This window comes from Streptomyces sp. NBC_01429 (genome assembly GCF_036231945.1).
Classification (GTDB): Bacteria; Actinomycetota; Actinomycetes; order Streptomycetales; family Streptomycetaceae; genus Streptomyces.
In genome coordinates, this window is record NZ_CP109599.1 from 3,010,150 (window position 1) to 3,034,889 (window position 24,740).

At 70.4% G+C, this 24,740-nt stretch carries 23 protein-coding genes, 1 tRNA gene and 1 riboswitch; of the genes, 8 read left to right on the top strand and 16 right to left on the bottom strand.

The window, feature by feature from the left end; genetic code table 11:
- Positions 1 to 56: 56 nt before the first annotated feature.
- Together OG627_RS12740 and OG627_RS12745 are read left to right on the top strand one after the other, a co-directional pair.
- Positions 57 to 1,277 carry an acetyl-CoA C-acetyltransferase gene (locus OG627_RS12740; protein ID WP_329064519.1) on the top strand — a complete coding sequence of 407 codons (1,221 nt, stop codon included), beginning with the start codon at positions 57 to 59 and terminating at the stop codon, positions 1,275 to 1,277.
- Between the two features lie 402 nt (positions 1,278 to 1,679).
- Positions 1,680 to 2,645 carry a hypothetical protein gene (locus OG627_RS12745; RefSeq protein ID WP_329072611.1) on the top strand — a complete coding sequence of 322 codons (966 nt, stop codon included), beginning with the start codon at positions 1,680 to 1,682 and terminating at the stop codon, positions 2,643 to 2,645.
- A gap of 16 nt (positions 2,646 to 2,661) precedes the next feature.
- Here OG627_RS12745 and OG627_RS12750 read toward each other — a convergent pair whose 3' ends face one another.
- Positions 2,662 to 2,991, bottom strand: a complete 330-nt coding sequence (locus OG627_RS12750) for a hypothetical protein (protein WP_329064521.1) — start codon at positions 2,989 to 2,991, stop codon at positions 2,662 to 2,664.
- 114 nt (positions 2,992 to 3,105) lie between these two features.
- Between OG627_RS12750 and OG627_RS12755 the strand changes: the two genes are divergently transcribed.
- Positions 3,106 to 3,336 (top strand): DUF4287 domain-containing protein, encoded by a 231-nt coding sequence (locus OG627_RS12755; protein ID WP_329064523.1) that lies wholly within the window; start codon positions 3,106 to 3,108, stop codon positions 3,334 to 3,336.
- A 101-nt stretch (positions 3,337 to 3,437) separates the two neighbouring features.
- Here OG627_RS12755 and OG627_RS12760 read toward each other — a convergent pair whose 3' ends face one another.
- Together OG627_RS12760 and OG627_RS12765 are read right to left on the bottom strand one after the other, a co-directional pair.
- Complete coding sequence (locus tag OG627_RS12760) at positions 3,438 to 4,304, bottom strand: Bax inhibitor-1/YccA family protein (protein ID WP_329064525.1); 867 nt, start codon at positions 4,302 to 4,304, stop codon at positions 3,438 to 3,440.
- A 195-nt stretch (positions 4,305 to 4,499) separates the two neighbouring features.
- Positions 4,500 to 4,582, bottom strand: a tRNA-Leu gene (locus tag OG627_RS12765).
- A gap of 383 nt (positions 4,583 to 4,965) precedes the next feature.
- Between OG627_RS12765 and OG627_RS12770 the strand changes: the two genes are divergently transcribed.
- Positions 4,966 to 5,736, top strand: a complete 771-nt coding sequence (locus OG627_RS12770) for an ABC transporter ATP-binding protein (protein ID WP_329064527.1) — start codon at positions 4,966 to 4,968, stop codon at positions 5,734 to 5,736.
- Positions 5,737 to 5,833: 97 nt separating this feature from the next.
- The gene (locus OG627_RS12775) at positions 5,834 to 8,392 is read left to right on the top strand and encodes an ABC transporter permease (RefSeq protein WP_329064529.1); all 2,559 of its coding nucleotides are present in this window, start codon (positions 5,834 to 5,836) and stop codon (positions 8,390 to 8,392) included.
- 125 nt (positions 8,393 to 8,517) lie between these two features.
- On the opposite strand, the gene OG627_RS12780 is transcribed toward OG627_RS12775, so the two are convergent.
- Positions 8,518 to 9,828, bottom strand: coding sequence for a cyclopropane-fatty-acyl-phospholipid synthase family protein (locus OG627_RS12780; RefSeq protein ID WP_329064531.1), 1,311 nt, complete (start codon positions 9,826 to 9,828; stop codon positions 8,518 to 8,520).
- Positions 9,829 to 10,087: 259 nt separating this feature from the next.
- On the bottom strand, positions 10,088 to 11,467 hold the full coding sequence (locus tag OG627_RS12785) for an NAD(P)/FAD-dependent oxidoreductase (RefSeq protein ID WP_329064533.1): 1,380 nt from the start codon (positions 11,465 to 11,467) through the stop codon (positions 10,088 to 10,090).
- 400 nt (positions 11,468 to 11,867) lie between these two features.
- Between OG627_RS12785 and OG627_RS12790 the strand changes: the two genes are divergently transcribed.
- Complete coding sequence (locus OG627_RS12790; RefSeq protein ID WP_329064535.1) at positions 11,868 to 12,140, top strand: type II toxin-antitoxin system Phd/YefM family antitoxin; 273 nt, start codon at positions 11,868 to 11,870, stop codon at positions 12,138 to 12,140.
- Positions 12,137 to 12,406, top strand: a complete 270-nt coding sequence (locus OG627_RS12795; RefSeq protein ID WP_329064537.1) for a type II toxin-antitoxin system RelE family toxin — start codon at positions 12,137 to 12,139, stop codon at positions 12,404 to 12,406. The genes OG627_RS12790 and OG627_RS12795 overlap by 4 nt, the downstream gene beginning before the upstream one ends.
- A 4-nt stretch (positions 12,407 to 12,410) precedes the next feature.
- Here OG627_RS12795 and OG627_RS12800 read toward each other — a convergent pair whose 3' ends face one another.
- From OG627_RS12800 to OG627_RS12845, 10 genes are all read right to left on the bottom strand, one after another.
- Positions 12,411 to 13,352, bottom strand: coding sequence for a Ppx/GppA phosphatase family protein (locus OG627_RS12800; protein ID WP_329064540.1), 942 nt, complete (start codon positions 13,350 to 13,352; stop codon positions 12,411 to 12,413).
- Positions 13,349 to 13,900, bottom strand: a complete 552-nt coding sequence (locus OG627_RS12805; RefSeq protein ID WP_329064542.1) for a DUF501 domain-containing protein — start codon at positions 13,898 to 13,900, stop codon at positions 13,349 to 13,351. Before OG627_RS12805 ends, OG627_RS12800 begins: the two co-directional genes overlap by 4 nt.
- 57 nt (positions 13,901 to 13,957) lie before the next feature.
- Positions 13,958 to 14,431 (bottom strand): FtsB family cell division protein, encoded by a 474-nt coding sequence (locus OG627_RS12810; protein WP_329064544.1) that lies wholly within the window; start codon positions 14,429 to 14,431, stop codon positions 13,958 to 13,960.
- 187 nt (positions 14,432 to 14,618) lie between these two features.
- Positions 14,619 to 15,914 carry a phosphopyruvate hydratase gene (gene eno, locus OG627_RS12815; protein WP_329064545.1) on the bottom strand — a complete coding sequence of 432 codons (1,296 nt, stop codon included), beginning with the start codon at positions 15,912 to 15,914 and terminating at the stop codon, positions 14,619 to 14,621.
- A 239-nt stretch (positions 15,915 to 16,153) separates the two neighbouring features.
- A complete protein-coding gene (locus OG627_RS12820; RefSeq protein WP_329072613.1) occupies positions 16,154 to 16,876 on the bottom strand; it encodes a transglycosylase family protein in 723 nt (240 codons plus the stop codon).
- A 6-nt stretch (positions 16,877 to 16,882) separates the two neighbouring features.
- Positions 16,883 to 17,056, bottom strand: a riboswitch (cyclic di-AMP (ydaO/yuaA leader).
- A 349-nt stretch (positions 17,057 to 17,405) separates the two neighbouring features.
- Positions 17,406 to 18,185 carry a transglycosylase family protein gene (locus OG627_RS12825; RefSeq protein WP_329064547.1) on the bottom strand — a complete coding sequence of 260 codons (780 nt, stop codon included), beginning with the start codon at positions 18,183 to 18,185 and terminating at the stop codon, positions 17,406 to 17,408.
- Positions 18,186 to 18,425: 240 nt separating this feature from the next.
- Entirely contained in the window at positions 18,426 to 19,694 is a 1,269-nt protein-coding gene (locus OG627_RS12830; RefSeq protein ID WP_329064548.1) for a cytochrome P450 family protein, read from the bottom strand.
- A gap of 119 nt (positions 19,695 to 19,813) precedes the next feature.
- On the bottom strand, positions 19,814 to 21,019 hold the full coding sequence (locus OG627_RS12835) for a peptidoglycan recognition protein family protein (RefSeq protein ID WP_329064550.1): 1,206 nt from the start codon (positions 21,017 to 21,019) through the stop codon (positions 19,814 to 19,816).
- 145 nt (positions 21,020 to 21,164) lie between these two features.
- Entirely contained in the window at positions 21,165 to 22,148 is a 984-nt protein-coding gene (locus tag OG627_RS12840; protein ID WP_329064552.1) for a nucleoside triphosphate pyrophosphohydrolase, read from the bottom strand.
- Between the two features lie 66 nt (positions 22,149 to 22,214).
- On the bottom strand, positions 22,215 to 22,871 hold the full coding sequence (locus tag OG627_RS12845) for a SurA N-terminal domain-containing protein (RefSeq protein ID WP_329064554.1): 657 nt from the start codon (positions 22,869 to 22,871) through the stop codon (positions 22,215 to 22,217).
- Between the two features lie 369 nt (positions 22,872 to 23,240).
- On the opposite strand from OG627_RS12845, the gene OG627_RS12850 reads away from it, so the two are divergent.
- Complete coding sequence (locus OG627_RS12850) at positions 23,241 to 24,302, top strand: acyltransferase family protein (protein WP_443073619.1); 1,062 nt, start codon at positions 23,241 to 23,243, stop codon at positions 24,300 to 24,302.
- Here OG627_RS12850 and OG627_RS12855 read toward each other — a convergent pair.
- On the bottom strand, positions 24,273 to 24,719 hold the full coding sequence (locus OG627_RS12855) for a GtrA family protein (RefSeq protein ID WP_329064557.1): 447 nt from the start codon (positions 24,717 to 24,719) through the stop codon (positions 24,273 to 24,275). The genes OG627_RS12850 and OG627_RS12855 overlap by 30 nt on opposite strands.
- Between the last annotated feature and the right edge of the window lie 21 nt (positions 24,720 to 24,740).

The window sequence follows — 24,740 nt, forward strand, 5'->3', positions numbered from 1 at the left end:
CTACGTGCGGGTAACTTCCCCCTCAGTCCTGCCTTTCTCGCCCTCATGGAGCCGTGATGCCAGAAGCCGTGATCGTCTCTGCCGCCCGTTCGCCGATCGGCCGGGCCTTCAAGGGCTCGCTCAAGGAGCTGCGGCCCGACGACCTGACCGCCACGATCATCGGGGCCGCGCTCGCGAAGATCCCCGAGCTGGATCCGCGCGACATCGACGACCTGATGCTCGGCTGCGGCCTCCCGGGCGGCGAGCAGGGCCACAACCTCGGCCGGATCGTCGCCGTACAGCTCGGGATGGACCATCTCCCCGGCTGCACCATCACTCGTTACTGTTCCTCCTCGCTCCAGACCTCCCGGATGGCGCTGCACGCCATCAAGGCGGGCGAGGGCGACGTCTTCATCTCGGCGGGCGTCGAGATGGTCTCGCGTTCGGTCAACGGCAGCTCCGACGGCATGCCCGGCACGCACAACCCGCTCTTCGCCGACGCCGAGGCCAGGACCGCCGAGGTCGCGCAGAGCGAGGGCGCGGGGTGGCGCGACCCGCGCGAGGACGGCCTCGTCCCCGACGCGTACATCGCGATGGGGCAGACGGCGGAGAACCTGGCCCGGCTCAAGGGCGTGACGCGCCAGGAGATGGACGAGTTCGGCGTGCGGTCGCAGAACCTCGCAGAGGAGGCCATCAAGAACGGCTTCTGGCAGCGCGAGATCACGCCTGTGACGACCCCGGACGGCACGGTGGTCTCCGCGGACGACGGGCCGCGTGCCGGGGTCACCCTGGAGGGCACACAGGGCCTCAAGCCCGTCTTCCGCCCCGACGGTCTGGTCACGGCCGGCAACTGCTGCCCGCTGAACGACGGCGCCGCCGCGCTCGTGATCATGTCCGACACCAAGGCGCGCGAGCTGGGCCTCACGCCGCTGGCCCGGATCGTCTCCACCGGAGTGACCGGCCTCTCGCCGGAGATCATGGGGTACGGGCCGGTCGAGGCGTCCCGCCAGGCGCTCTCCCGGGCCGGGCTGGGCATCGACGACATCGACCTGGTCGAGATCAACGAGGCGTTCGCCGCGCAGGTCATCCCGTCCTACCGGGACCTGGGCGTCCCGCTGGAGAAGCTGAACGTCAACGGCGGCGCGATCGCGGTCGGCCACCCCTTCGGCATGACCGGCGCCCGGATCACCGGCACGCTGATCAACAGCCTCCAGTTCCACGACAAGCAGTTCGGCCTGGAGACGATGTGCGTGGGCGGGGGCCAGGGAATGGCGATGGTGATCGAGCGGCTGAGCTGAGCCGCAGCGGAGGGTAGGGGTCGCCCGAGGCACGAGGGCGGCACCTGCCCGCAGCGGAGGCGAAGTTCAGCGCGACCAAATAAACGAGCGGCTGAGCTGAGCCGCAGCGGAGGGTAGGGGTCGCCCGATCCACCGCCGCTCGTCGCGCACCGTAGTCACGCCGTACCGAAAAGCACTGTTCCGCCGCACCGATCCCCAGTCGTGACTGAATCTCCCCCAGGATGTGACCTACGCCCGGGGGAGATTCGTTTGCCCAGGTCAGAACCGCGCGCGCAGGAAATATAAGGCCCAAAGACCTGTCCATTTGGTGACGTAATGCACTGACGACGGGCTCGGGCCCACGACAAGCTGAGGTAGGAAGTCGGGGGTATCGATCGGAATCGGGAGTAGTCAGTGAGCGCCATGTCTCTTGCCCTGCTGCTGACCACGGCCACCGCCACGGCCGTGGGTGTCGCTGCCCTGCACGCCGCTCATGTGCTGCGCCGGCAGGTCAGCGCCCTGCGCCGCGAGCTGGTGGCGGACCGCCCGGGCGGCTTCTCCGCCTCCGTACCGCAGGCCAGAAGCGCGATGCACCCCACCCAGACCCAGGCCATACGGACCGCGGTGGCCGAGGCGCTGGCCGAGGAGCGGGAGCGCGAGCTGGCCGAGGCGCGCGCCTTCTGGGCCGCGCAGGAGGCCAGGGACGCGGCCGACGCCCCGTCGATGCTGGGCGGACTGGCCGGACTCGGTACCGAGGAGACTCCCTTCTACGTACCGCGCCAGGCGGACTTCGCCGGTCTGGAGGCGCTGCGCTTCGACGGCACCGACGGAGCCGCCGAGACCGACGCGCTGGAATCCCTCGAAGCGCTCGACGACTTCGCCGACTTCACCGATTTCGCGGACTACCCGGAGCTGACCGAGGTCAGCGAGGTGAGCGGGCCGGTCGAGGGCGCGGAGTTCGCCGAGGACTCCCCCGAGCTGGCCGCCGCCCGTCGCCGGCACCCCTCGCACCCGGACTTCGTGCCGGTCAGCACGCCGGTCGTCACCGACCACGAGCGGACCGTCGCGCGGCTGGAGGAGCTGGCCGAGACCCGTACGGCGCTCGCGGACGTGCGGCCCGGCCCCCTCGGCACGCTCGACGTCTATGTCTTCGCGGACGGTACGACGCTCTGCATGACGCCGGGCCACCGCGAGACCGCCGAGCGGCTCGCCGACGCGCTGCGGGCCGGTGAGAGCCCGTTCCTGCTGGGCGGGTCCGGTGTCTCCGGCGCCTACGCGCTGACCTTCGCGTGCGGCGACGACGCCACCGGCGGTGGCGGCTACGGCGAGAGCGCGGACGGCGCCGAGCACGTCTACATCCTCGCTGACCGCGTCATAGCCTCGCTGTAGGTCGCCGCACCGCCGCTCACAGCTTGGCGGTGGCGACCGCCCGCTCGACCAGCCTCACGGCCTCGTCCAGTTCGGCTTCGGACGGGGCCGTTCGCCATGCCTCGACCAGGTCGGCCGCCGCGACGGTGAGCTGGTCGGCGACCGCGAAGACCCCCGCGTCCGGCATGATCCGCGGCTCGACCCCGGCCCCCTCGGCCCCTTCGAGCCGCTGGGCCCGTACGGACAGTTCCCTGGCCAGCGCGAGCGCGGCAGCGGCGGCGCCGCGCTGGAGGCGGCTCTGCGGCGCGCTGCGCAGCCGGTCGGCGAATCGGTCCGTGGCAGCCGTCAGCGGCGTTGTATCGAGCACGCGGCGACCCTACGCGCCCGCCCGGGCGCCGAGCCAGCGGGTCTTGCCAAGGGCGGCACGCTCAGGCACGGTGGGCGGAAAGGACCAGTACGCGCGAAGCGTCCGGAGGCGCCGATGTCCCTTGTCTTCTCCGAAGAGACCCATCGCAATCTCCTCTCCAGAATCCCCCATTGCACCGGCCGCGAGATCTCCGACTGGCTGCGCACCGTCGAGGAAGGCCCGTCCCTCTTCCGTTTCGAGGAGAAGGTCAGCTGGCTGCGGGGTGAGCACAACCTCGCGTACGGACACGCGAAGGCGATCGTCCACGAGTACGACCTGCGGCGGGCCGCCCGCCGCCTCCGGTAACCCGGCCCACGAAGAGGCCGGCCAATGAAGAAGGGGTCCCCGGGCGAAAGCCCGCGGACCCCTTCGGCGCTTCAGTGACGCGCCGTCCTTCGTACTGCTGCCTAGTCGTTGCCCGACAGGATCGAGAAGAGACGCAGCATCTCCATGTAGATCCAGACCAGGGTCACGGTGAGACCGAAGGCCGCGAGCCAGGACTCCTCGCGCGGCGCGCCGTACGCGACGCCGTCCTCGACCTGCTTGAAGTCGAGCGCCAGGAAGCAGGCGCCCAGGATGATCCCGATGACGCCGAAGAGGATGCCGAGACCGCCGCTGCGGAAGCCGAGGCCGTCACCGCCGCCGAAGACGCTGAAGAGCATGTTGGCGACCATCAGGAGCATGAAGCCCATGGCGGCGGCCATCACGAAGCCGTAGAAGCGCTGCGTGACGCGGATCCAGCGCATCTTGTACGCGACGAGGACACCGGCGAAGACCGCCATGGTGCCCATGACCGCCTGGATCACCACGCCGGGGGCGACGTAGGTGCTCACCACATTGCTGATCACGCCGAGGAAGACACCCTCGAAGGCGGCGTACGACAGGATCAGCGCCGGGGCCGGCTTGCGCTTGAACGCCTGGATCATCGACAGGACGAACGCCACCAGTACGGCGCCGATCGCGATGCCGTACGACTTGCCGAGGCTGGCCTGGTCCACCGGCAGGAGGACCCAGGACAGGACGGCGGTCAGGACGACCGTGCCCAGCGTCATGGCGGTGCGCGTCACGACGTCGTCGATCGTCATGACGTCGGCGCGCGCGGGCGCCTGCGGGCCCGCCCCGAACTGGGCGCCCTGCTGCGGCGCGTACGGGTTGGTCGCGTAGGGGTTGGTTCCAACGGCGGCGCCCCCGGCCTGCGGCGCCGCGTTGAAGCCCGCGTGGCCGTTGTCGCGGCTGAAGCCCCGTCGCGAGAAGACCGGGTTACTGCTCCTCATCTCACTCCTCCATGGCCACCCAGCGCGGCCTTGCGTTAAGAGTAATGGGAGAGCAAAGGCAATGCCCTAGTGCTCGGGGAGGATCTTTCACCAATCGTGGCGCGGGACGCGGGTCCCGCGTCCCGGAAGAGTGCCCCATCTCACATCCGGAAATGCGGCCTGCGCACCTGGAGCCGCCGATGCCGGCCGGTGATGTGCCCGGAGCCGGACTTGAACCGGCACGCCCCCGAGGGGCAGCGAGGTTTAAGCTCGCCGTGTCTGCATTCCACCATCCGGGCACGGCGCGCGACGCCGCGTTGGCACAGGAGCCTATCGGGACACACCACTCGAACAGCCGAGTGACTACCCGATGTTGTCTTATTTTATTGACGTCTGAGGGTGCGTCAGCACACGTACCGGCCCATCCGCACATGCCGGGCGCGGATGGGCATCTCGTAACGAGGCTCACAGGAATGACGAAAAGTCGCCGCCCGGTCACGCAATCGGCATCCTGTCGCGGGCGTCTCAGGGGTCGTGTCATACCCGAGGAGGAGGGCGCGCCCCGGCGGTCAGACCCAAGAGGGCCCCGGGAACGGGCACGAGGACGGACGCCCCGGGCGGTGCGCGGACGACACGATGGGGTCGTCCCCGCAGCGAGCCCGTCCCGACAGGAGATCCCCCCGTGACCACCACCCCGATCGCCCACCGCGCCACCGCGGTCGCCGCCCACGCCTCCGAGCTGTCGAAGGTCTACGGAATGGGTGAGACCCAGGTGGTCGCGCTCGACAAGGTGACCGTGGACTTCCGGCAGGGCGAGTTCACCGCGATCATGGGCCCGTCCGGCTCGGGCAAGTCGACCCTCATGCACTGCGTGGCCGGCCTCGACAGCTTCAGCTCGGGGTCCGTGCGGATCGGGGACACGGAGCTGTCCACCCTGAAGGACAAGCAGCTCACGCAGTTGCGCCGGGACAAGATCGGCTTCATCTTCCAGGCGTTCAACCTGCTGCCGACCCTGACGGCGCTGGAGAACATCACGCTCCCGATGGACATCGCGGGCCGCAAGCCGGACAAGCAGTGGATGGACCAGGTGATCAGCATGATCGGCCTGGCCGACCGGCTCGGCCACCGGCCCACCCAGCTCTCCGGCGGCCAGCAGCAGCGGGTGGCGGTGGCGCGCGCCCTGGCCTCCCGGCCCGAGATCATCTTCGGTGACGAGCCGACCGGGAACCTGGACTCGCGCTCCGGCGCCGAGGTGCTGGGCTTCCTGCGTAACTCTGTTCGAGAGCTGGGTCAGACCGTCGTCATGGTGACGCACGACGCCATGGCCGCCTCGTACGCGAATCGTGTGATTTTCCTCGCGGACGGCCGGATCGTCGACGAGATGGTCGACCCGACCGCCGACCGCGTGCTCGACCGGATGAAGGCGTTCGACGCCAAGGGCCGTACCAGCTGACGCACCGCTGGATCCGACGCTCCGTCAACCGGGTGTGTCAGCACCGCTCCCGGTCCTGTCCACCTGCCCCGGCCCCCTCCACACCAGGACTCCCACCATGTTCCGTACCGCCCTGCGCAATGTGCTCTCGCACAAGGCCAGGCTGCTGATGACCGTGCTCGCCGTCATGCTCGGCGTCGCCTTCGTCTCCGGCACCCTGATCTTCACCGACACCCTGGGCAATGCCTTCCGCAACCAAAGCGCCAAAAGCTACAAGGACGTCGCCGTCGGCGCCCGCGTCTGGGACACCCGCGGCGACGACAGCGACTCGGACTCGGATGCGGACGAGGGGACTCCCGGCGTCGACCAGAAGACCGTCGACCGGATCGGGGAGCTGCCCGGCGTCGCCTCCGTCACCAGCCGGGTCAGCGGCTTCGCCGGGGTCGGCGACCCCGACGGCAGGCTGATTGGCAACGGCTGGTCCAACACCGGCGGCAACTTCGCGCCCGGCAAGGACGGCAAGGACCCGGCCTACGACTTCGCCGAGGGCACGGGCCCGGCCGACGACGGCCAGGTCGCCCTCGACAAGGACACCGCCTCCAGGGGCGAGTACAAGGTCGGCGGCAAGGTACGCGTGGCCACCAACGGGCCGGTGAAGGAGTACACCCTCAGCGGGATCTTCACCACCGAGGACGGCGCGGTCAACGCGGGCGGCAGCCTGGTGCTGTTCAGCACGGACGTCGCCCAGAAGCTCTACCTGGAGCCCGGCTACTTCAGCGAGCTCGCCGTCACCGCGGAGGCCGCGGCCTCGCACGACGAGATCCGCGCCGCGATCGTGAAGCTCCTCCCCAAGGGCTCCGACGTGGCGACGGGCGAGCAGCTCGCGAGCGACCAGGCCAAGGACATCGAGAACGGCCTGTCCAGCCTCAACCAGATGCTGCTGGGCTTCGCGGGCGTCGCGCTGTTCGTCGGGGTCTTCCTGATCTCCAACACCTTCACCATGCTGGTCGCCCAGCGCACCAAGGAGCTGGCGCTGCTGCGTGCCGTCGGCGCCTCGCGCCGCCAGGTCAAGCGCTCGGTGCTGATCGAGGCCGGGGTGGTCGGGGTGGTCGCCTCCGCGGTCGGCTTCGTCATCGGGCTCGGTCTCGCGATCGGACTGCGCTCCGCGATGGGGCTGCTGGACGCCAAGGTTCCCGCGGGCCCGCTGATCATCTCGTCCACCGCGGTCATCGCCGCCTTCGCCGTCGGTGTGGTGATCACCGTCCTGGCCGCCTGGCTGCCCGCCCGCAAGGCCGCGAAGATCCCGCCGGTGGCGGCGATGGGCAGCGCGCACCTGGCCGCCACCACCAAGTCGCTGGTCGTCCGCAACTCCATCGGCGGCCTGCTGGCGCTGATCGGCTCGGCCGTCATCGTGCTCGGCGCGTCGGCCGACGAGGACGGCGGGTACATCATCGGCGGCGGCGCGTTCCTGACGATGATCGCCGTCATCGTGCTGATCCCGCTGCTGTCGCGCCCCGTCATCGCACTCGTCCGGCCGCTGCTCAGCTCGGTCTTCGGGGTCTCCGGCAAGCTGGCCAGTCTGAACGCCGTCCGTAACCCCCGGCGCACCGGTGCCACCGCCTCCGCGCTGGCCATCGGACTCACGCTGGTCACCACGCTCACGGTCGTCGCCATCACGGTCGGCACGGCCATCGACAAGTCGACGTCGGACAACATCAGGGCCGACTACCAGGTGTCGATGGCGGGCTTCGGCAACATCGACCCGTCGGCGGTCGACGCGCTGCGCGAGGCGCCCGGCGTGTCCGCGCTCTCGCCGCGGCAGATGACCTCGTTCGAGACCAAGAGCGGGTACGAGAACGCCAGCGCGCTCTCCTCCGCCGACCTGGAGAAGGTCTTCAGCCTCAAGACCGTCTCGGGCTCCCTCTCCTCGCTGGCGAAGGACGCGAACGCCATCGCGATCAGCGAGGAGGTCGCCAAGTCGAAGGGCTGGAAGCCCGGCGACACCGTCCCCGCGAAGTTCGGTGACGGCAAGACGGAGGATCTGAAGGTCGGCGCCGTCATCCAGCAGGTCGACTTCCTGGGCAGCGTGATCACCTCCACCGAGCTGTCCGACCGGCACGAGGCCAAGCCGTACATCACCGAGATCTGGGTGAAGACGGCCGGCGGCGAGAGCCGGGCGAACGAACAGGCTCTCGTGGACGCGCTCGGCAAGAACCCGGCGATCAGCGTCAAGGACATGGAAGGCATCAAGAACGAGTTCAGCGGCATGATCAACACGATGCTGAACATCCTGTACGGCCTGCTGGGGATGGCCCTGATCATCGCGGTCCTGGGTGTCGTCAACACGCTGGCGATGTCCGTCTTCGAACGGCAGCAGGAGATCGGCATGCTGCGCGCGATCGGCCTCGACCGCACCAAGGTCAAGCGGATGATCCGGCTGGAGGCCGTGGTGATCTCGGTCTTCGGCGCGCTGATCGGAGTGGGGCTCGGCACCTTCCTGGGCTGGGCGATCGGCCAGACCATCAAGGACAGCATCCCGAACTACGCGCTGGTCATCCCGTGGGACCGGATCGCGCTCTTCATGCTGCTGGCCGCGGTGGTGGGCATGCTGGCCGCGCTCTGGCCGGCCCGCAGCGCCGCGAAGCTGAACATGCTGACGGCGATCAAGACCGAATAGGACCGGCAGGCCGCCCAGGGCCTCGCTGACACGGAGGGCCGGATCCCGGGAACGGGGTCCGGCCCTCGCGCCGTACGGTGCGGGCTGACCGGGGCCTGGCCCCGGTCAGCCCGCGCCGCGCGGCGTCAGGCGCCCCACAGGCGGGCGCGCAGGGGCATGCCCGACGCGCCGCCCTCCGGGGTCTTCACCGCGAGGATCTGGTTCACACCGATCCGGTTGCGCTCGAAGGAGAGCGCCGAGGCGGCCATGTAGAGCCGCCAGACGCGGGCGCGCCCGGCGGAGGTGGTGCGTACGGCATCGGCCCAGTGCTCCTCCAGATTCCGTACCCAGCGGCGCAGGGTCAGGGCGTAGTGCTCCCTGATCGACTCGACGTCCCGCGCCTCGAAGCCCGCTTCCTCCAGGGTGGTGAGGGTGCGGCCGAGCGGCGCCAGTTCGCCGTCCGGGAAGACGTACGCGTCGATGAACGCGTCGACGTGGTAGCTGCCCTCGTCCTTCTCCGGGCGCCGGGCGATCTGGTGGTTGAGGAGGCGCCCGCCGGGATTCAGCAGGTTGTAGAGGTCGTCGGCGTACTCGCGGTACTGGACGGAGCCGACGTGCTCGGCCATGCCGATGGAGGAGATCGCGTCGTACGGACCGTCGCTGACGTCGCGGTAGTCCTGGACGCGGATCTCGATCCGGTCGGTGAGTCCCTCCTCCGCGATGCGCTTGCGGGCGAAGGCGGCCTGCTCGCGGGAGAGGGTGATGCCGGTGACCCGGGCGCCGTACTCGCGGGCGGCGTGCATGGCCATCGAGCCCCACCCGCAGCCGACGTCCAGGAGCCGCTCGCCCTCCTGGAGCGCGAGCTTGCGGCAGATCAGGTCGAGCTTGTCGCGCTGTGCGTCTTCGAGTCCGTATCCCGTACCCGCTCCGGCCTTCGCGTCCCAGTAGGCGCACGAGTAGACCATGGAGGGGCCGAGGACCAGCTCGTAGAAGTCGTTGCCCACGTCGTAGTGGTGGCTGATCGCCGCCTTGTCGCGGCGCTTGGTGTGCAGGGTGCCGGTTCGGCGGCGGATCTCCTCCGGGGGCGGCGGGGGCGGCGGCAGGGCGCCCGCGATCCGGACCAGCCCCTTGGCGGCGGCGCGCATCCGGGGGTCGAGTACGGGATGGACCGTGTCCTTCGCGTCGGCGCCGCGCTCCCAGATGAGTCCGGCGAGGCGTTCGAGGGCGGCGTACAGGTCGCCCTCCACATCGATCTCGCCGGCCACCCAGGCCCGGGCGAGGCCGAGCTCGCCGGGCTTCCACAGGAGCCGGCGCAGGGCACGGCGGTTGCGGATGATCAGGGTCGGAGCGTCCGGGGGGCCCGATTCGCTGCCGTCCCAGGCACGGATACGGACCGGGAGCGGGGCCCCCAGCAACTCTTCGGCGAGAGTGGTGAGCCGCAGTGCGGCGTCGGCCATGGCGTTGTACCTCCGTGGTGGTGGATTCAAGGACGTGCTCGACACCACGTAAACACCGGAGGGGTGCCGATGCAGTCCCGACAGCGCGCAATGAGAAGGCAAAATACCTGCACCTACCACGTACTTTCGTACGGTACGGGCGCACCGGGGCACGCGAAAGGGCCGCCCGCACCACGGATGGCGGGCGGCCCTTTCGAGGCTGCGGATACTGCGGGTACGACGGACGGGCCGCGGACGCCTTACGGAATCCGGGAGCGCGTCAGGACGCCTTGGCCTTCTCCGGCTCCGACGAAGCGACGGCCGGGGCCGGCTTCGCGGCCTCGTAGAACTCCTCGCGCGGCGTCTCCATGGCGCCGAGCGAGACGACCTCGCGCTTGAGGAACATGGCGAGCGTCCAGTCGGCGAAGACCCGGATCTTGCGGTTCCAGGTCGGCATGGCCATGCCGTGGTAGCCACGGTGCATGTACCAGGCGAGCCGGCCCTTGACCTTGATCTTCATCTTGCCCATGACGATCATCGCGACGCCCTTGTGCACGCCGAGACCGGCGACCGCACCCTTGTTGGCGTGGCTGTACTCGGCCTGCGGGAAGCCCCGCATCCCCGAGATCACGTTGTCGCCGAGGACCTTCGCCTGCCGCAGCGCGTGCTGCGCGTTGGGCGGGCACCAGGCGTTCGGGTTGCCGGCCTTGCGGCCGACGACGTCCGGGACCTGGGCGTTGTCGCCGGCGGCCCAGATGTAGTCGGTGCCCTGCACCTGGAGCTTCTCGCTGGTGTCCACGTGGCCGCGCGGGCCGAGCGGGAGACCGTAGCGGGCGAGCGCCGGGTTCGGCTTGACGCCGGCGGTCCACACGATGGTGTTGGAGTCGACCTCCAGACCGTTGTTGAGCACCACATGGCCGTCCACGCAGGAGTCCATGCCGGTCTTGAGGTAGATCTCGATGCCGCGGCCCTCGAGGTGCTCCTTGCCCCAGGCGCCCAGCTTCGGGCCGACCTCGGGAAGGATCTTGTCGGCGACGTCGACGAGAACGAAGCGCATGTCCTCGCGCTTGACGTTCGTGTAGTACTTGGCGGCGTCCCGCGCCAGGTCCTCGACCTCACCGATGGTCTCCGCACCGGCGAAGCCACCGCCCACGAAGACGAAGGTCAGCGCCTTGCGGCGGACTTCCTCGTCGGTCGTGGAGTCGGCCTTGTCCAGCTGCTCCAGCACGTGGTTGCGCAGCCCGATGGCCTCCTCGATGCCCTTCATGCCGATGCCCTGCTCGGCGAGGCCGGGGATCGGGAAGGTGCGGGAGACCGCGCCGAGCGCGACGACCAGGTAGTCGAAGGGCAGCTCGTAGGCCTCGCCGACGAGCGGCGCGACCGTGGCGACCTTGCGGTCCTGGTCGATGGTCGTGACCCGGCCGGTGAGCACCTCAGCCTTGGGCAGCACGCGTCGCAGCGGTACGACGACATGCCGAGGCGAAATGCTGCCGGCGGCGGCTTCGGGGAGGAAGGGCTGGTACGTCATGTACGAGCGGGGGTCGACAACCGTGACGGTCGCCTCCCCGTAGCGCATCTTCTTCAGAATGCGACGAGCTGCGTACAGGCCTACGTACCCACCGCCTACAACGAGGATCCTGGGACGCTCCGTGGTGCTCATGCCATCGAGTATCCACCTCGCCCGGGGGGGGTGCTCGTGAGCCCCTTCACAAGGAGTGGACTCCCTCGTGCTACACTCCGCGGCCCACGTGATCCAGATCGCACCCCCGGAGGGGAACCGGACCGGGTGTTTGGACGTTGTTCACCCCTTGTGAGCTGCCCCTCCGCACTTCGCGCCGCAGCTGACCGGCCGGCCGATTCACGCCGCCGTAACGCGCCCGGAACCGCCCGGTATAAGGGCGCCGGGGGCCCGCGCTCCTGACAGAAGGCCCCGGACGGCGGTAAGTGGGTCCATCAGGGCCGAATTCCTTGTGAAGAACTTCACGAACTTTCTCGCGATGCGCGGCCGGGGTCACGCCAAGGCCCCGGCTCGTGTACACAAAGGCGCGTACACTTGCCTTATGGCTGAGAGCACTGTGACCGTACGGGAAGCCCGCGCGCACCTCGCGGACCACATCAATCGTGCCGAGGAGGGCACGCCCACCGTGATCACCCGCAACGGCGTGCCGGTGGCCGCCGTGGTCCCGATCGCGGACTTCGACGCGCTGGAGGAAGCCGCCGACGTGCTGCTCGCGCGGGAGGCGGAAGCCGTCCTGGCCGAGGACGGGCCGACCGTGACGATGGCCGAGCTGCTGGCCGATCTGTTCACCGAACGCGCGCAGGACGCCGCGTGACGTACGCGTTCCGGTTCACCGCGGCGGCGCAGCGGCAGCTGCGGGCCATCGACCGGCCCGCCGCCATGCGCGTCCTGGCCGCGCTGACGGCACTCGGCGACGATCCATACCGCGAGGACGCCGACATCAAGAAGCTCGCCGGGCCCTCGGGCCTCTACCGGCTACGGGTCGGCAACTACCGGGTCGCCTACCAGGTCGAGGACGACGCGCTCATCATCCTCGTCGTCAAGGCCGGCGACCGGCACGACGTCTACCGCGGCATCTGAGCACTCACTGCCCGTCGGGCACGCAGCTCCACGCGATGCCGTCCAGGATGTCGTGCTCGCTGACGACGATCTCGCGGGCCCCGGTGCGCTCCATGACGGCGAGCAGGATGAGGGAGCCGGCGCCGATGACGTCCACCCGGCCCGGGTGCAGGACGGGGATCGCGGCGCGTTCGTCGTGGGTGGCGGCCAGGAGGCGGTCGGTGACCGCTTTGACCTGGTCGTAGGAGATCCGGGAGCGGTGGATCGCGGTGGAGTCGTACGCCGGCAGACCGAGCGCGATCGCGGCGACCGTGGTGACGGAGCCGGCCAGGCCGACCAGGGTGCGGGGCTCGCGGAGCGGGACCGTCTCCTCCGCCAGGTCGAGGGCCGCCTCGACGTCGGCGCGTATGGCGGCGATCCGCTCGGGCGTGGGCGGGTCGGTGACCTCCCCGTCCTGTACGAGGTGGCGCTCCGTCAGCCGTACGCAGCCGATGTCCACCGAGCGCGCGGCGCGCACCCGGTCGTCGCCGACGACGAACTCGGTGGAGCCGCCGCCGATGTCCACGACCAGGCAGTCGTCCTGTCCGGGCAGCTCCTTGGTGGCGCCGGTGAAGGAGAGGGCCGCCTCCTGGTCACCGGTGATCACCTCGGGCTCCACGCCCAGGATGTCCACGACGCCGCGCACGAAGTCGTCGCGGTTCTCCGCGTCGCGCGAGGCGGAGGTGGCGACGAAGCGGATCCGCTCGGCGCCGTGCTCCTTGATGACGGCGGCGTACTCGCGGCAGGCGGCGAAGGTCCGCTCCAGCGCCTCCGGAGCCAGCCGGCCCGTCCTGTCCACGCCCTGGCCGAGCCGGACGATCGTCATCCGCCGGTCCAGGTCGGCCAGTTCGCCGGTCTCCGGGTCGGCGTCGGCGACCAGGAGGCGGATCGAGTTCGTACCGCAGTCGATGGCGGCGACCCTGGTCATGCCGTACCTCCCTCGGTGTCCGGAGCCACGGCGGCGCAGGGGCTCACGCACGGGCCCTTGGCCCACCACTCGGGCAGCATCGCGAGCGCCTCGTCGCCCAGCGGGTTCACCCCGGGGCCCGCCGCCAGCGAGTGGCCGACCAGGACGTGCAGGCACTTCACCCGGTCCGGCATGCCGCCCGCGCTGGGGAAGCCCTCCAGCACCTCGATGGCGTCGCGCCGGGCGAGGTAGTCCTCGTGCGCCGCGCGGTAGGCGGCGGCCAGCTCGGGGTCGGTGGCCAGGCGCTCCGTCATCTCCCGCATGACCCCGTTGGCCTCCAGCGTGCCGATGGCCGAGGCCGCGCGCGGGCAGGTCAGGTAGTACGTGGTCGGGAAGGGGGTGCCGTCGGGGAGCCGGGGGGCGGTCTCCACGACGTCCGGCTGTCCGCACGGGCAGCGGTGCGCGATGGCGCGCAGTCCGCGCGGGGGACGGCCGAGCTGTTCCTTGAAGGCCGCGACGTCCGCGTCGGTGGGCTCGGTGCGTTCGGTCTGCGGAGGGGGCGTGTTCATGCCTGCCTTGTTCTGAAAGTTCTGCGGTTGAGGGGTGCGAAGGTCAGCGGCTGGGCGCTACTTGTCCGGTCGGTCCGCGTTGTCCACGCCGTCCATGACATTCGAGTACCAGGGCCGGTCGGCCGCCCCCTGGTCCTCGCGCCGCTCCTTCGCGGTCTCCGGGTCGATCACGGTGTATCCCGTCTCACCCGGCATCAGATAGTGGAGATGCTCGCGGGCCAGCCGCCGGATGTAGGCGTCGTCCTTGAGCCGCGCCTTCTCGTCGCGCAACTCCTCGACCCGGAGCTTCGCCTCGCGGGCCAGCCGCTCCTGGTCGGCGATCTCGTTGCGCTGCGACACGTACTGCCGCATCGGATACGCGAGCGCCACCACGAGCGTGCAGACCACGAGGGCGAGGAAGGCCGCGCGTCCGGTGAGCCGGGAACGGCGGTCCTGCCTGCGGTTCTGCGAGCGGTAGACACGGGCGGCGGTCTGCTCACCGAGCAGCCGCAGCCTGGTAGCGGTGGAGAACCGGTCCCGGTTCCCGGCCATCGCTCGCCTCCCCTGTTACGTGCGTACGTCCCCGGACACGGTACGGGACCGCGGCCGGGGACGTACGGACGACGGGCGGTGGGCCGTCGCCCTCGTACGGGTCGTTCCTGTGACTACTGGTCGGAACGCGTCCACTACCAGTCGTTCGCGGAGCGCATCCTCTTAATCGTTCGCGGAGCGCATCCTCTTAATCGTTCGCAGAGCGAAACCTCGGGAACGCGCTGCGGCCCGCGTACACCGCCGCGTCGTCGAGGATCTCCTCGATGCGCAGCAGCTGGTTGTACTTGGCGACGCGGTCCGAGCGGGCCGGGGCGCCGGTCTTGATCTGACCGCAGTTCACGGCGACGGCGAGGTCGGCGATGGTGACGTCCTCGGTCTCGCCCGAGCGGTGGGACATCATGCACTTGAAGCCGTTGCGCTGGGCCAGCTCGACGGCGTCCAGGGTCTCGGTCAGCGAGCCGATCTGGTTGACCTTGACGAGCAGGGCGTTGGCGGAGCCCTCCTCGATGCCGCGCGCGAGGCGCTCCGGGTTGGTGACGAAGAGGTCGTCGCCGACGATCTGGACCTTGGAGCCCAGCTTGTCGGTGATGACCTTCCAGCCGGCCCAGTCGTCCTCGAAGAGCGGGTCCTCGATGGAGACGAGCGGGTAGGCGTCGACCAGCTCCTCGTAGTACTCGGTCATCTCGGCGGCCGAGCGCGACTTGCCCTCGAACTCGTAGACGCCGTCCTTGTAGAACTCGGACGCGGCGACGTCGAGCGCGAGCGCGATGTCGCGGCCGGGGACGTAACCGGCCTCGTTGATCGCTTCGAGGATGAGGTCGAGCGCGGCGCGGTTGGACTCCAGGTTCGGCGCGAAGCCGCCCTCGTCGCCGAGGCCGGTGGACAGGCCCTTCTGCTTCAGGACCTTCTTGAGGGTGTGGTAGACCTCGGCGCCCCAGCGCAGCGCCTCGGAGAAGGACTCCGCGCCGATCGGGGCGATCATGAACTCCTGGATGTCCACGTTGGAGTCGGCGTGCGAGCCGCCGTTCAGGATGTTCATCATCGGAACGGGCAGCAGGTGCGCGTTCGGGCCGCCGAGGTAGCGGAAGAGGGGGAGGTCCGAGGCTTCGGAGGCGGCGTGCGCGACGGCGAGCGAGACACCGAGGATGGCGTTCGCGCCGAGCGAGCCCTTGTTCTCGGTGGCGTCCAGGTCGATCATCGCCTGGTCGATCAGGCGCTGCTCGGTGGCGTCGTACCCGACCAGCTCCGGGCCGAGCTGCTCGATAACGGCGAGGACGGCCTTCTCGACGCCCTTGCCCAGGTAGCGGCTGGCGTCTCCGTCGCGGAGTTCGACGGCCTCGAACGCACCGGTGGAGGCACCGGAGGGGACAGCAGCACGACCGGTGCTGCCGTCGTCGAGGCCGACCTCGACCTCGACCGTGGGGTTGCCTCGGGAGTCGAGGATTTCCCGGGCTACGACGACGTCGATGGACGGCACGAGCATCTCCTTCTGGGATGTGACGCATGGGCGCAAGCTCTCAGTGGCCTTGCGCCATGAGCCTAACCGGCCCGGGATGATCGGTCGGCCCGAGCCCGCCCCCTATCGTCCCGTACTGACCGGTAACGCCGGAAAGCCGGGCCGTACGGCGCAGACCCCGGCCCGGCGCGTACGGGGGTGAACGCGCCGGGCCGGGGAGATCGGGGTGGTGTGCCCGGGCCGCGCGGGGCGGCCCGGGAGGAGGGTCAGCTCAGGTGGAGCTGCTGGCCCGGGTAGATGACGTCGGCGTCCTTGACGATGTCCTTGTTGAGGTCGAAGACCTTCTTCCAGCCGCCCTCGACCTTGTGGGCCGTGGCGATCTTGGAGAGGGTGTCGCCGGACTTGACCTTGTACTCGCCGTCACCCTTCTTGATCGTGACGGGACGGCTCTGGCTACGCGAGGCGGGCTGCGCCTCGGCGCGGCTCGACTGCGGCTGCGCCTGCTGCTGAGGAGCGGACTGCTGCTTCGGGGCGGTCTGCTGCTTCGGGGCGGACTGCTGCTTGGGGGCCGACTGCTGCTTCGGGGCGGCCTGCGTACCGGAGCCGCCGCTGTACGAGGCGCTCGACAGGTTCACGCCACAGCTCGGCCAGGCACCCTTGCCCTGGCCGGCCAGGACCTTCTCGGCGACGGCTATCTGCTGGGACTTGGACGCCTGGTCGGCGCGGGGGGCGTAGGCGGTGCCGCCGTACGCGGCCCAGGTGGAGCTGGTGAACTGGAGGCCGCCGTAGAAGCTGTTGCCGGTGTTGATGGCCCAGTTGCCGCCGGACTCGCACTGGGCGACCTGGTCCCACTCGGAGGCGGTGGCGGCGGAGGCGGAGGTGGCGCCGATCAGCGGGGCGGCGACGGCGGCACCGGTGATGCCGGCGAGTGTGGCGTAGCGGACCGCCTTGGACGGACGACGGTGCTTGGCCTTGCTGGAAAACAGCAGCATGGAGCATCTCCTCACCGACGCCTACGAGGTCAGCTGTCGGGTTCGGGCCAAGTGAGTTGCCCGGCCGCGTGCTCTCACACGCGGCTTCACCCCAAGCCGTGCCCGGACCGTCTCTCGACGGCCGGGACCGGCGCGAACCTTTGGGTCCCCCGCTCCTGCCTTCGGCGCTTGACGCGACGACTACTCCCCCCGACCGGCGGCAGGATTCGGCGTTCCGGTCGACGGGGCCCGCGGTGCGAGCGGTTCAGACCGTAATCACAGGCCCACCGGTTGTTCAAAGAAGGACATCCGGGAGGAATCGCCCTTCCGGCCCCGGGGGGCCACCCCGTTTCCGCAGGTGGGAGCCGATCGGATCAACCGGCGGGCCAAAAGACCGCAGTTGCGGCAAAGAGACCCTTGTCTCATTTGCGCAGAAGCGGACATAAGGCAGCTAACTGCCCCTCGATCGAGGCCCTTTTGGCCGCGCGGCCACGCCTCTGGCCAGGGCGGAGCGGGGCGCCGTCGGCGTCAACGGCGCCCCGTTCACTCAGACCCAGCCGCCGGCGACCTTCTGGGTGCCGATCACGACGGAGAGGGATTCGCCGCCGACGACGACGGATTCACCCTGACCGGCTTCCTCACCACCCGTCACGCCGGTGAGGCTGCCGCCGGTACGGCCCGAGCCGCCGCCGCGCGAGGCGCGGTCGTCCGGCTCGCGCTCCGTACCCGAATCGGCCGACGCGCCGTCCTCGTTGGCGGCGGCGCCCCGGTGCTTGCCCTTGGAGGGCTCGGTGGTGCCGGAGCCGGAGGGGCTCGCGGAACCGGTGGCTCCGGGCGCGGGGGTGGAGGAGGACCCGGAGGTCGTGGGCTCGTCCGTCTGCGTGTCGCCCTGGTCGTCCGACGCCGAGGAGCCGGTGCCGGGGGAGGCCGAGGAGCCGCTGCCCGACTGGCCGGTGCCCTGGTCGCCCTTCCCGGAGCCGGTCACGCCCTCGACCACTCCGCCGACGACGCCCGCGATGCCCTTCGTGAGGCCGGAGACCGTGGCGCAGCTCGACCACGCCTTGGTGCCCTGCGCCTCCAGGACCTTCTCGGCTATCAGGATCTGCTGCGAGCGGCTCGCCAGATCGGGGCTGGCCGCGTACTCCGCACCACCGAAGCTGTCCCATGCCTCCTGGGTCAGCTGGAGCCCGCCGTAGGAGCCGTTGCCGAGGTTGGCGCTCCACTGGCCGCCGCTCTCGCACTCGGCGACGCGGTCCCACGTCGAGGCTTCCGCCGCGCCGGCGCCGCTGGCGGCGAGCAGGGGGATGGCGATCGCCGACCCGGTCACCCCCGCGGCAACGAGAAGGGCAGGGGCCTGGCGAGGCCGACGATGTTTCCCGGAGCGCATGCGGTTGCCTTCCGTCTGACTGTCAGTTCGACCCGGCGTGGAACTGCTGAGTCGTCGTGAACGTAGCGGTACTCGAACGCTTGTCACAAGTCGATGCAGCGGAGATCACGCAAAAGTCACAGTCTTGACGGACCGTCAGAGAATTGCCGTCGGATTGTCCTTTTCCGGGCCGCCGCGCTATCAGCCGGACAATGGCGTGAACTGCACCGGAAGTGTGCGCAATCCACGCATGATGAGCCCGCCGCGCCATCGCAAATCGGCAGGATCTTCCGCAAGCCGCACATCGGGAAGGCGCGTCAGCAGGGTCGCGAGCGCGGTCTGCCCCTCCACTCTCGCCAGCGGCGCGCCGAGGCAGTAGTGGATGCCGTGCCCGTACCCGAGGTGCTGATTGTCACGCCGGGCGAGGTCCAGGACATCGGGGTCGGCGAAGCGCTCCGGGTCCCGGTCGGCGGCGGCGAGCACCACCAGCACGGGGTCGCCCGCCTCGATCCGCTGCCCGCCCAGGGTGAGCGGCTCGGTGGCGTACCGCCAGGTCGCCAGCTCCACCGGACCGTCGTACCGCAGGAGTTCCTCGACCCCCGTGGCCAGCAGCCCGGTCTCCCCGGCCGCGAGCGAATCCTGGAGCCGGGTCCGCTGCTCCGGATTCCGCATAAGCGTGTACATGCCATTGCCGATGAGATTGACCGTCGTCTCAAAACCGGCAAACAGGATGATGAAAGCCATCGCGGCGGCCTCATTCTCCGTGAGGTGTTCGCCGTGGTCGCTCGACCTGATCAGATCGGAAATCAGATCGTCGCCGGGATTCGCCCTTTTACGGTGGATCAGCTCGGCCAGATAACCGCGCATCTTCTTCACGGAACGTGCCACTCCGCCGCGCGGCCCACCACCGTGTCCCGGCTTTGAATGTCGCAGCATCATGCCGGCCCAGTCGCGAAAGTCGTCCTGGTCCTCCGGCGGCACCCCGAGGAGATCGCAGATCGCGTAGATGGGGAGCGGGAACGCGAAATCATGGATCAGATCCGCCTCGCCCCGGGCGGCGAAACCGTCGATCAGCCGGTCCGTCAGTTCCTGTACGCGCGGGGCGAATACGGCGACCCTGCGGGGCGTGAACGCCTTGGCCACCAGCCGGCGCAGCCGGGTGTGGTCGGGCGGGTCGATGTTCAGCAGATGCGTCATCAGCTCCGCCTTGCGCTCGCCCGGAATGCCCGTCCTGCCCTTGGCGTGGGCGGGCCCCGCGTGGTGCGCGGAGTTCTTGGAGAGCCGCGTGTCGGCGAGCGCCTGCCGGGCGTCCCCGTACCGCGTCACGAGCCACGCCTCGACCCCGCTGGGCAGCTGGGTCCTGCGCACCGGGGCGTGCTCACGCAGCCAGGCGTACGCGGGGTAGGGGTCGGTGGCGAACTCCCAGCTGAAGAGCGCGGGGACGGGGTGGTTCTCATACGTGTCGGGCACCCTCCGACCGTAGCCGCCGGGGCGACGCGGGCTACGGCCGGAGGGGACGGCCGGAGGGACGGCCGGAGAGGACCGCCGGAAGCACGGGACGGGACCGGCGCGGCCCCGTCCGTACCCGGCTACGCCGTGACGCGCTCGCGCAGGGCCGCCAGTTCCCCGTACATCACGTCACCGGGGCAGTCGGTCTCCATCCAGTCGCGGTGGCCGCTGATGGAGCGGACGTCCTTCGTGACGCCGTTGACGGGGTTGACGTAGGTGAGCTCCGCCGCCGGGTCCAGGCCGTGCAGCCGCGCCACCGCGGAGACGAGCCGGGTGAGCGCGTCGCTCGCCGCCACGGTCGGCCCCTCCTCCGTCAGGTCTCCGAGCAGGGCGATACCGAGGTTCCCGGAGTTGAACCCGCCGACGTGGAAGGCGGTCACCAGATCGCCGTCCGCGTCATGGGCCGGAAGGCCCTCGTCGCCCGAGTAGCGCCCCTCGTAGATGACGCCGTCCGCGTCGATGAGGAAGTGGTAGCCGATGTCGCCCCAGTCGTTGTCGATGGCGTGGAACTCGTAGATCGCCCGCACCGTGGCCGCCGGGTCGGGATCGGCGTTGACGGTGTCGGTGTGGTGGACCGTGACGGTCTGGAAGGGGTAGTAGACCCGCGGGGAGTTCTCCGTGCCGTCCGGGTTGAGGCGCTTGGACTCGTCGGCGCCCCAGGCCGCGCGCGACCGGTAGGCGACTCCCCGCACGCGGGTGGTGTCCTTCGGGACCGCGACACCGTGCCGCGGGCCCTTCGTGGTGTCGATGGCGAGCGAGCGTACGCCGGTGACCCCCTTGGCGGCCTTCAGCACGTAGCCGGCCGCACCGCCGGCGGCTACCAGCGCCACGCCGCCGTTGGCCGGTGAGCAGCCGCCGCCGAGCGGCTTCCACGCGCCCTGGCCGCCGTCGGGCCGCCGGAGACGGATCTCGGCGCCGTCGGCGGGCCCGTCCCAGCGCACCCCGACATGGCCGATGGGGAAGTCGGCCTCGACCGGCCGCTCACCGGTGGCCGCCTGGGAACGGGTCTCGGGGAAGGTCTCGACACTCTCGCCGGGACCGGCGCTCACGCCGTTGCCCTGGCCGTTTCCCGTGGTGTCGGCCGCGCTGTCCTTCGTGCCGTCGGCCGGGGCCGCCGAGACGATGGGGGTGACGACGGCCGCCGCCGCCACCGCCCCGGCGGCGCCGATCACGCCCCGCCGGGAGAACCGGGACTTGACGCGGTGGGAGGAGGGGGGCGGAGCGGAAGAAGGAGAGCCGGCCGCCTCGGGGGCGGCGGGCGAGGGCTCTGTGGGGAGAGCGGGCATGAGGGCGGCACCTTTCAAGTTCCGTGCGCCGCACGGGCGTCGGCCCGCGCGGGGATGCTGGAACGCGAAGGCTACAAGAACCTGTAGGGCCCACCGCCCCTTCCCCCCGCGCCCGTACGGGGAAGCCGGCTCTCTTGTTACGAGGCTATGACGCGAGGCCCTCGGCGGCGCGGATCGCGTCCCGGTACGTCCGGGAGGCCGCGCGCAGGGCCGTCTCCGGGTCGACGCCCGCCTCTTCGGCGCGGACGACCAGCGCGAGCAGTTCGTACCCGATCCCCTCGCCCCCGGGCGGCGCGACGTCCAGCCCGGCGGTGCGGACCCGGCCGGCGAGCTTGGCGGCGAGCGCCAGCCCCGGCTGCCCGAGCGGCACGCCGTCGGTGACCGAGTCGCGTCGCTTCTCCTCCGCCTTCCTGCGGAGCCAGTGCGCCTTGACGTCCTCGGGGGTCTCGGCCGTCTCGTCGCCGAAGACATGGGGGTGGCGGTGGATCAGCTTGTCCACGATGGTGCCCGCGACATCGTCGACGGAGAACGGCTCGTCCGGGTCGTCCTCGGCGATCCTGGCGTGGAAGACGACCTGGAGGAGCACGTCCCCCAGCTCCTCGCGCAGTTCGTCGCGGTCGCCGTCCTCGATCGCCTCGACCAGCTCGTACGCCTCCTCGATGGCGTACTTGGCGAGCCCCCGGTGCGTCTGGACCGACGACCACGGGCACTGGGCCCTGATCCGGTCCATGACCTGGACGAGATCGAGCAGTCTGGCGCCCGGCAGATCGTACGAACCGGGGAGCAGCTCCAGATCGGGCATCCGGACCCGGCCCGACCCGGCCAGCCTGGCCAGCCCGTCGGTGAGCCTCGCGTCCGTCCCCTCCCCCTCGGCGGCGGGCAGGACCACGACCGTACGGCCGCCGGCGCAGGCGTCGACCAGCTCCTCGGCGCCGGGTGCGGCGTGCTCGACGGTGATCCCGGCGTCGCGCAGATACGGCAGCTGCGGATGGCGGGCGTCGGCGCACAGCACCCGGTCCGCCTCGTGCAGCGTCTGCCAGGCGGGCCAGGACAGCAGTCCGGGCGCGACCCGGTGGCTGGCGGTCAGCAGGACGATACGGCCGGGGGCCCCGGGAGCTTCATGTGTCACCTCTCGAACCTACCGCCGGAGGCGAGCAGCTGATCGCCGGGGCCACGACCGGCCACGGGCCGCCGCTCAGGCGCCCGTCGGCTGCTCCTCGGTGGCCTCACGGGTGACCTGGGTGATCCAGGACTGCTTGGCCTCCGTCAGCCTGACCTCCTTCTCGTCCCAGCTGCCGTAGCGCGGATTGACGTCGACCCCGAGCTTCTTCGACGTCGCCGTCAGATCGGCGAGTGCCGTCTGCACGCCCTGCGGTGTCGACGTGTCCGCGCCGAGCGCCTTCGCCAGCTTGTCGAACAGCACCTCACGGCGGATCGCGGTGTCGATCTGGTCCGAGGTGAGCGCGCGCTGCTGGAGCTGCGTCTCGGTGAACTGCCGCTCCCCGCCCGACCCCGCGACGGCCTGCTCCCGGATGGCCTGGACCTCCTTGCGGCTGACCTTCACCCCGGCGTCGTCGGCGGACCGCTGGAGGATCCGGTCGAAGATCATGTTGTTCAGCTTGGCCTGGCCGAGCTGTCCGGTGTTCTTGATGAGCTGGTCGGCATAGGGCGCGGACCGCTGCGCCGACCGTACGTCCCGTACCTCGGCCTGGAGCGCGGACACCTCGATCCGCTGGCCGCCCACGACCGCCGCCGCTCCGGCGTGGGAGTCGTTGCCGCAGGCGGTGAGCAGTGGGGCCGCGGCGAGAAGCGCGACGGAGAAGGAGATCGCGGTGCGACGACGGCGGTGCAAAGGGGGCCTCCCGGCGTGATTGTGCGGCGATGCACAAGACCTTGCGGTGATCGATGTTAGGCAGTCGGCGTGGCCTGGGCCACTGGTTGGACAACGATTCACCGAGAGATTGGGGTGCGCGTGCGGACACCGGTCCTCGCGGTCGGGGCGCCGGCCGGCTCCGGGCCGCGCCGTTCACCCGTAAGTCATCTGCCCGGAAGCCCTGTTCACCCGGCGGACGACGCCCCGTTCACCGAGCGCCGCCTAGTGTCCTTCCGCATGACGCACGCGACACTGGCCCGGGTCCAGGATCCGGATCCGGGCCCCGGGCCGGCAGGCCGCCGGGACCCGGCGGCGCTCCCGGCCGCCCCCGCCCCGAAGCCCGACCGGATGCGCGCCCTGGACGGGCTGCGCATCCTGGCGGCGCTCATGGTCTGCCTCTACCACTACACGGGCAGAGGCGGGCAGATCACCGAGGTCTGGGGGCAGTCCCCCAAGGAGCTGTTCCCGGGGCTGTCGGCGCTCGCCGTGTACGGCTGCCTGGGCGTGCAGGTCTTCTTCGTCATCAGCGGCTTCGTCATCTGCATGAGCAGTTGGGGGCGCTCCCTCGGCGACTTCTTCCGCTCGCGCGTCTCGCGGCTCTATCCCGCGTACTGGGCGGCCATCGTCCTCGTCACCGCCGCCTGTGTCGTACTCCCCTCGGTCAGCGAGCCGCTGCGGCTGAACGAGATCCTGGTGAATCTGACGATGCTCCAGCAGCCGGTGGGCGTGCACCGGGTGCTCGGGGTGTGCTGGACCCTGTGGGTCGAGGCGCGCTTCTATCTGCTCTTCGCGCTGTTCGTGGTGTGGAAGGGCGTCACCTACCGCCGGGTGGTGGTCTTCTGCTGCCTGTGGACGGTGGCGGCGGCGCTGTCCGCCGTCACCGACGTGCCGCTCGTGGCGGAGATCGTGATGCCGCAGTACGCGCCGTTCTTCGTCGGCGGGCTCGCGCTCTATCTGATCCACCGGTACGGCGGCGATCTGCTGCTCTGGGGCATCGTCGCGACCAGCTGGCTGCTCGGCCAGCACTTCGCGACCGTCGCGCTGTGGAGCCCGGGAGCCACCCAGGTCTTCCAGCCCCGCTCCCCGCACGTGATCCTGCTGATCGTCACCTTCGCCTTCGCGTCGGTCGCGGCGGTGGCGCTGGGGTGGCTGCGCTGGGCGAACTGGCGCTGGCTGACCTTCGCGGGGGCGCTCACGTACCCCTTCTACCTGGTCCACGAGCATCTGGGATGGTTCGCGATCAGCGTCCTGCACCGGCACTTCGGCGTACCGGCGGGCGTGACGCTGGGGGCGACGATCGTGGGCATGCTCGTCCTCGCCCGGCTGATCCACCGGCTGGTGGAGAAGCCGTTCGGCCCGCGGCTGAAGCGGACGATGAAGCTACAGGCGGGACGGATGCGGGCGGCGTAGTTCCTGGTCGGGGCCGGGGCCGGGCTCCCGGCCCTCGGTGGGCTCGTGCTCCGGGCGGAGCATGATCAGGCGGGAGACCGCGAAGGTGATGGGGACGGCCACCGCCGCCGTGATCAGCGGCGAGTAGCGGCTGCTGTAGTGCGCGACGTCCACCAGCAGATAGACCCCGGCCGTGGTGATGACGAAGTTCGCCGCGTTGGTCAGCGGGAAGAGCAGGAACTTCCGCCAGGTCGGCCGGGTCCGGTAGGTGAACCGGCTGTTGAGGAAGAACGAGCCGGTCATGCTCAGCACGAACGCCACGACGTGCGAGACGACGTACGGCAGCCGGTGCAGGAGGAGCAGATAGCAGCCGTAGTACGTGCCGGTGTTGACCACCCCGACCAACGCGAATCTGACCAGCTGGATCCGGACCGTCATCTGCGTACGCGCTCTCCCTGG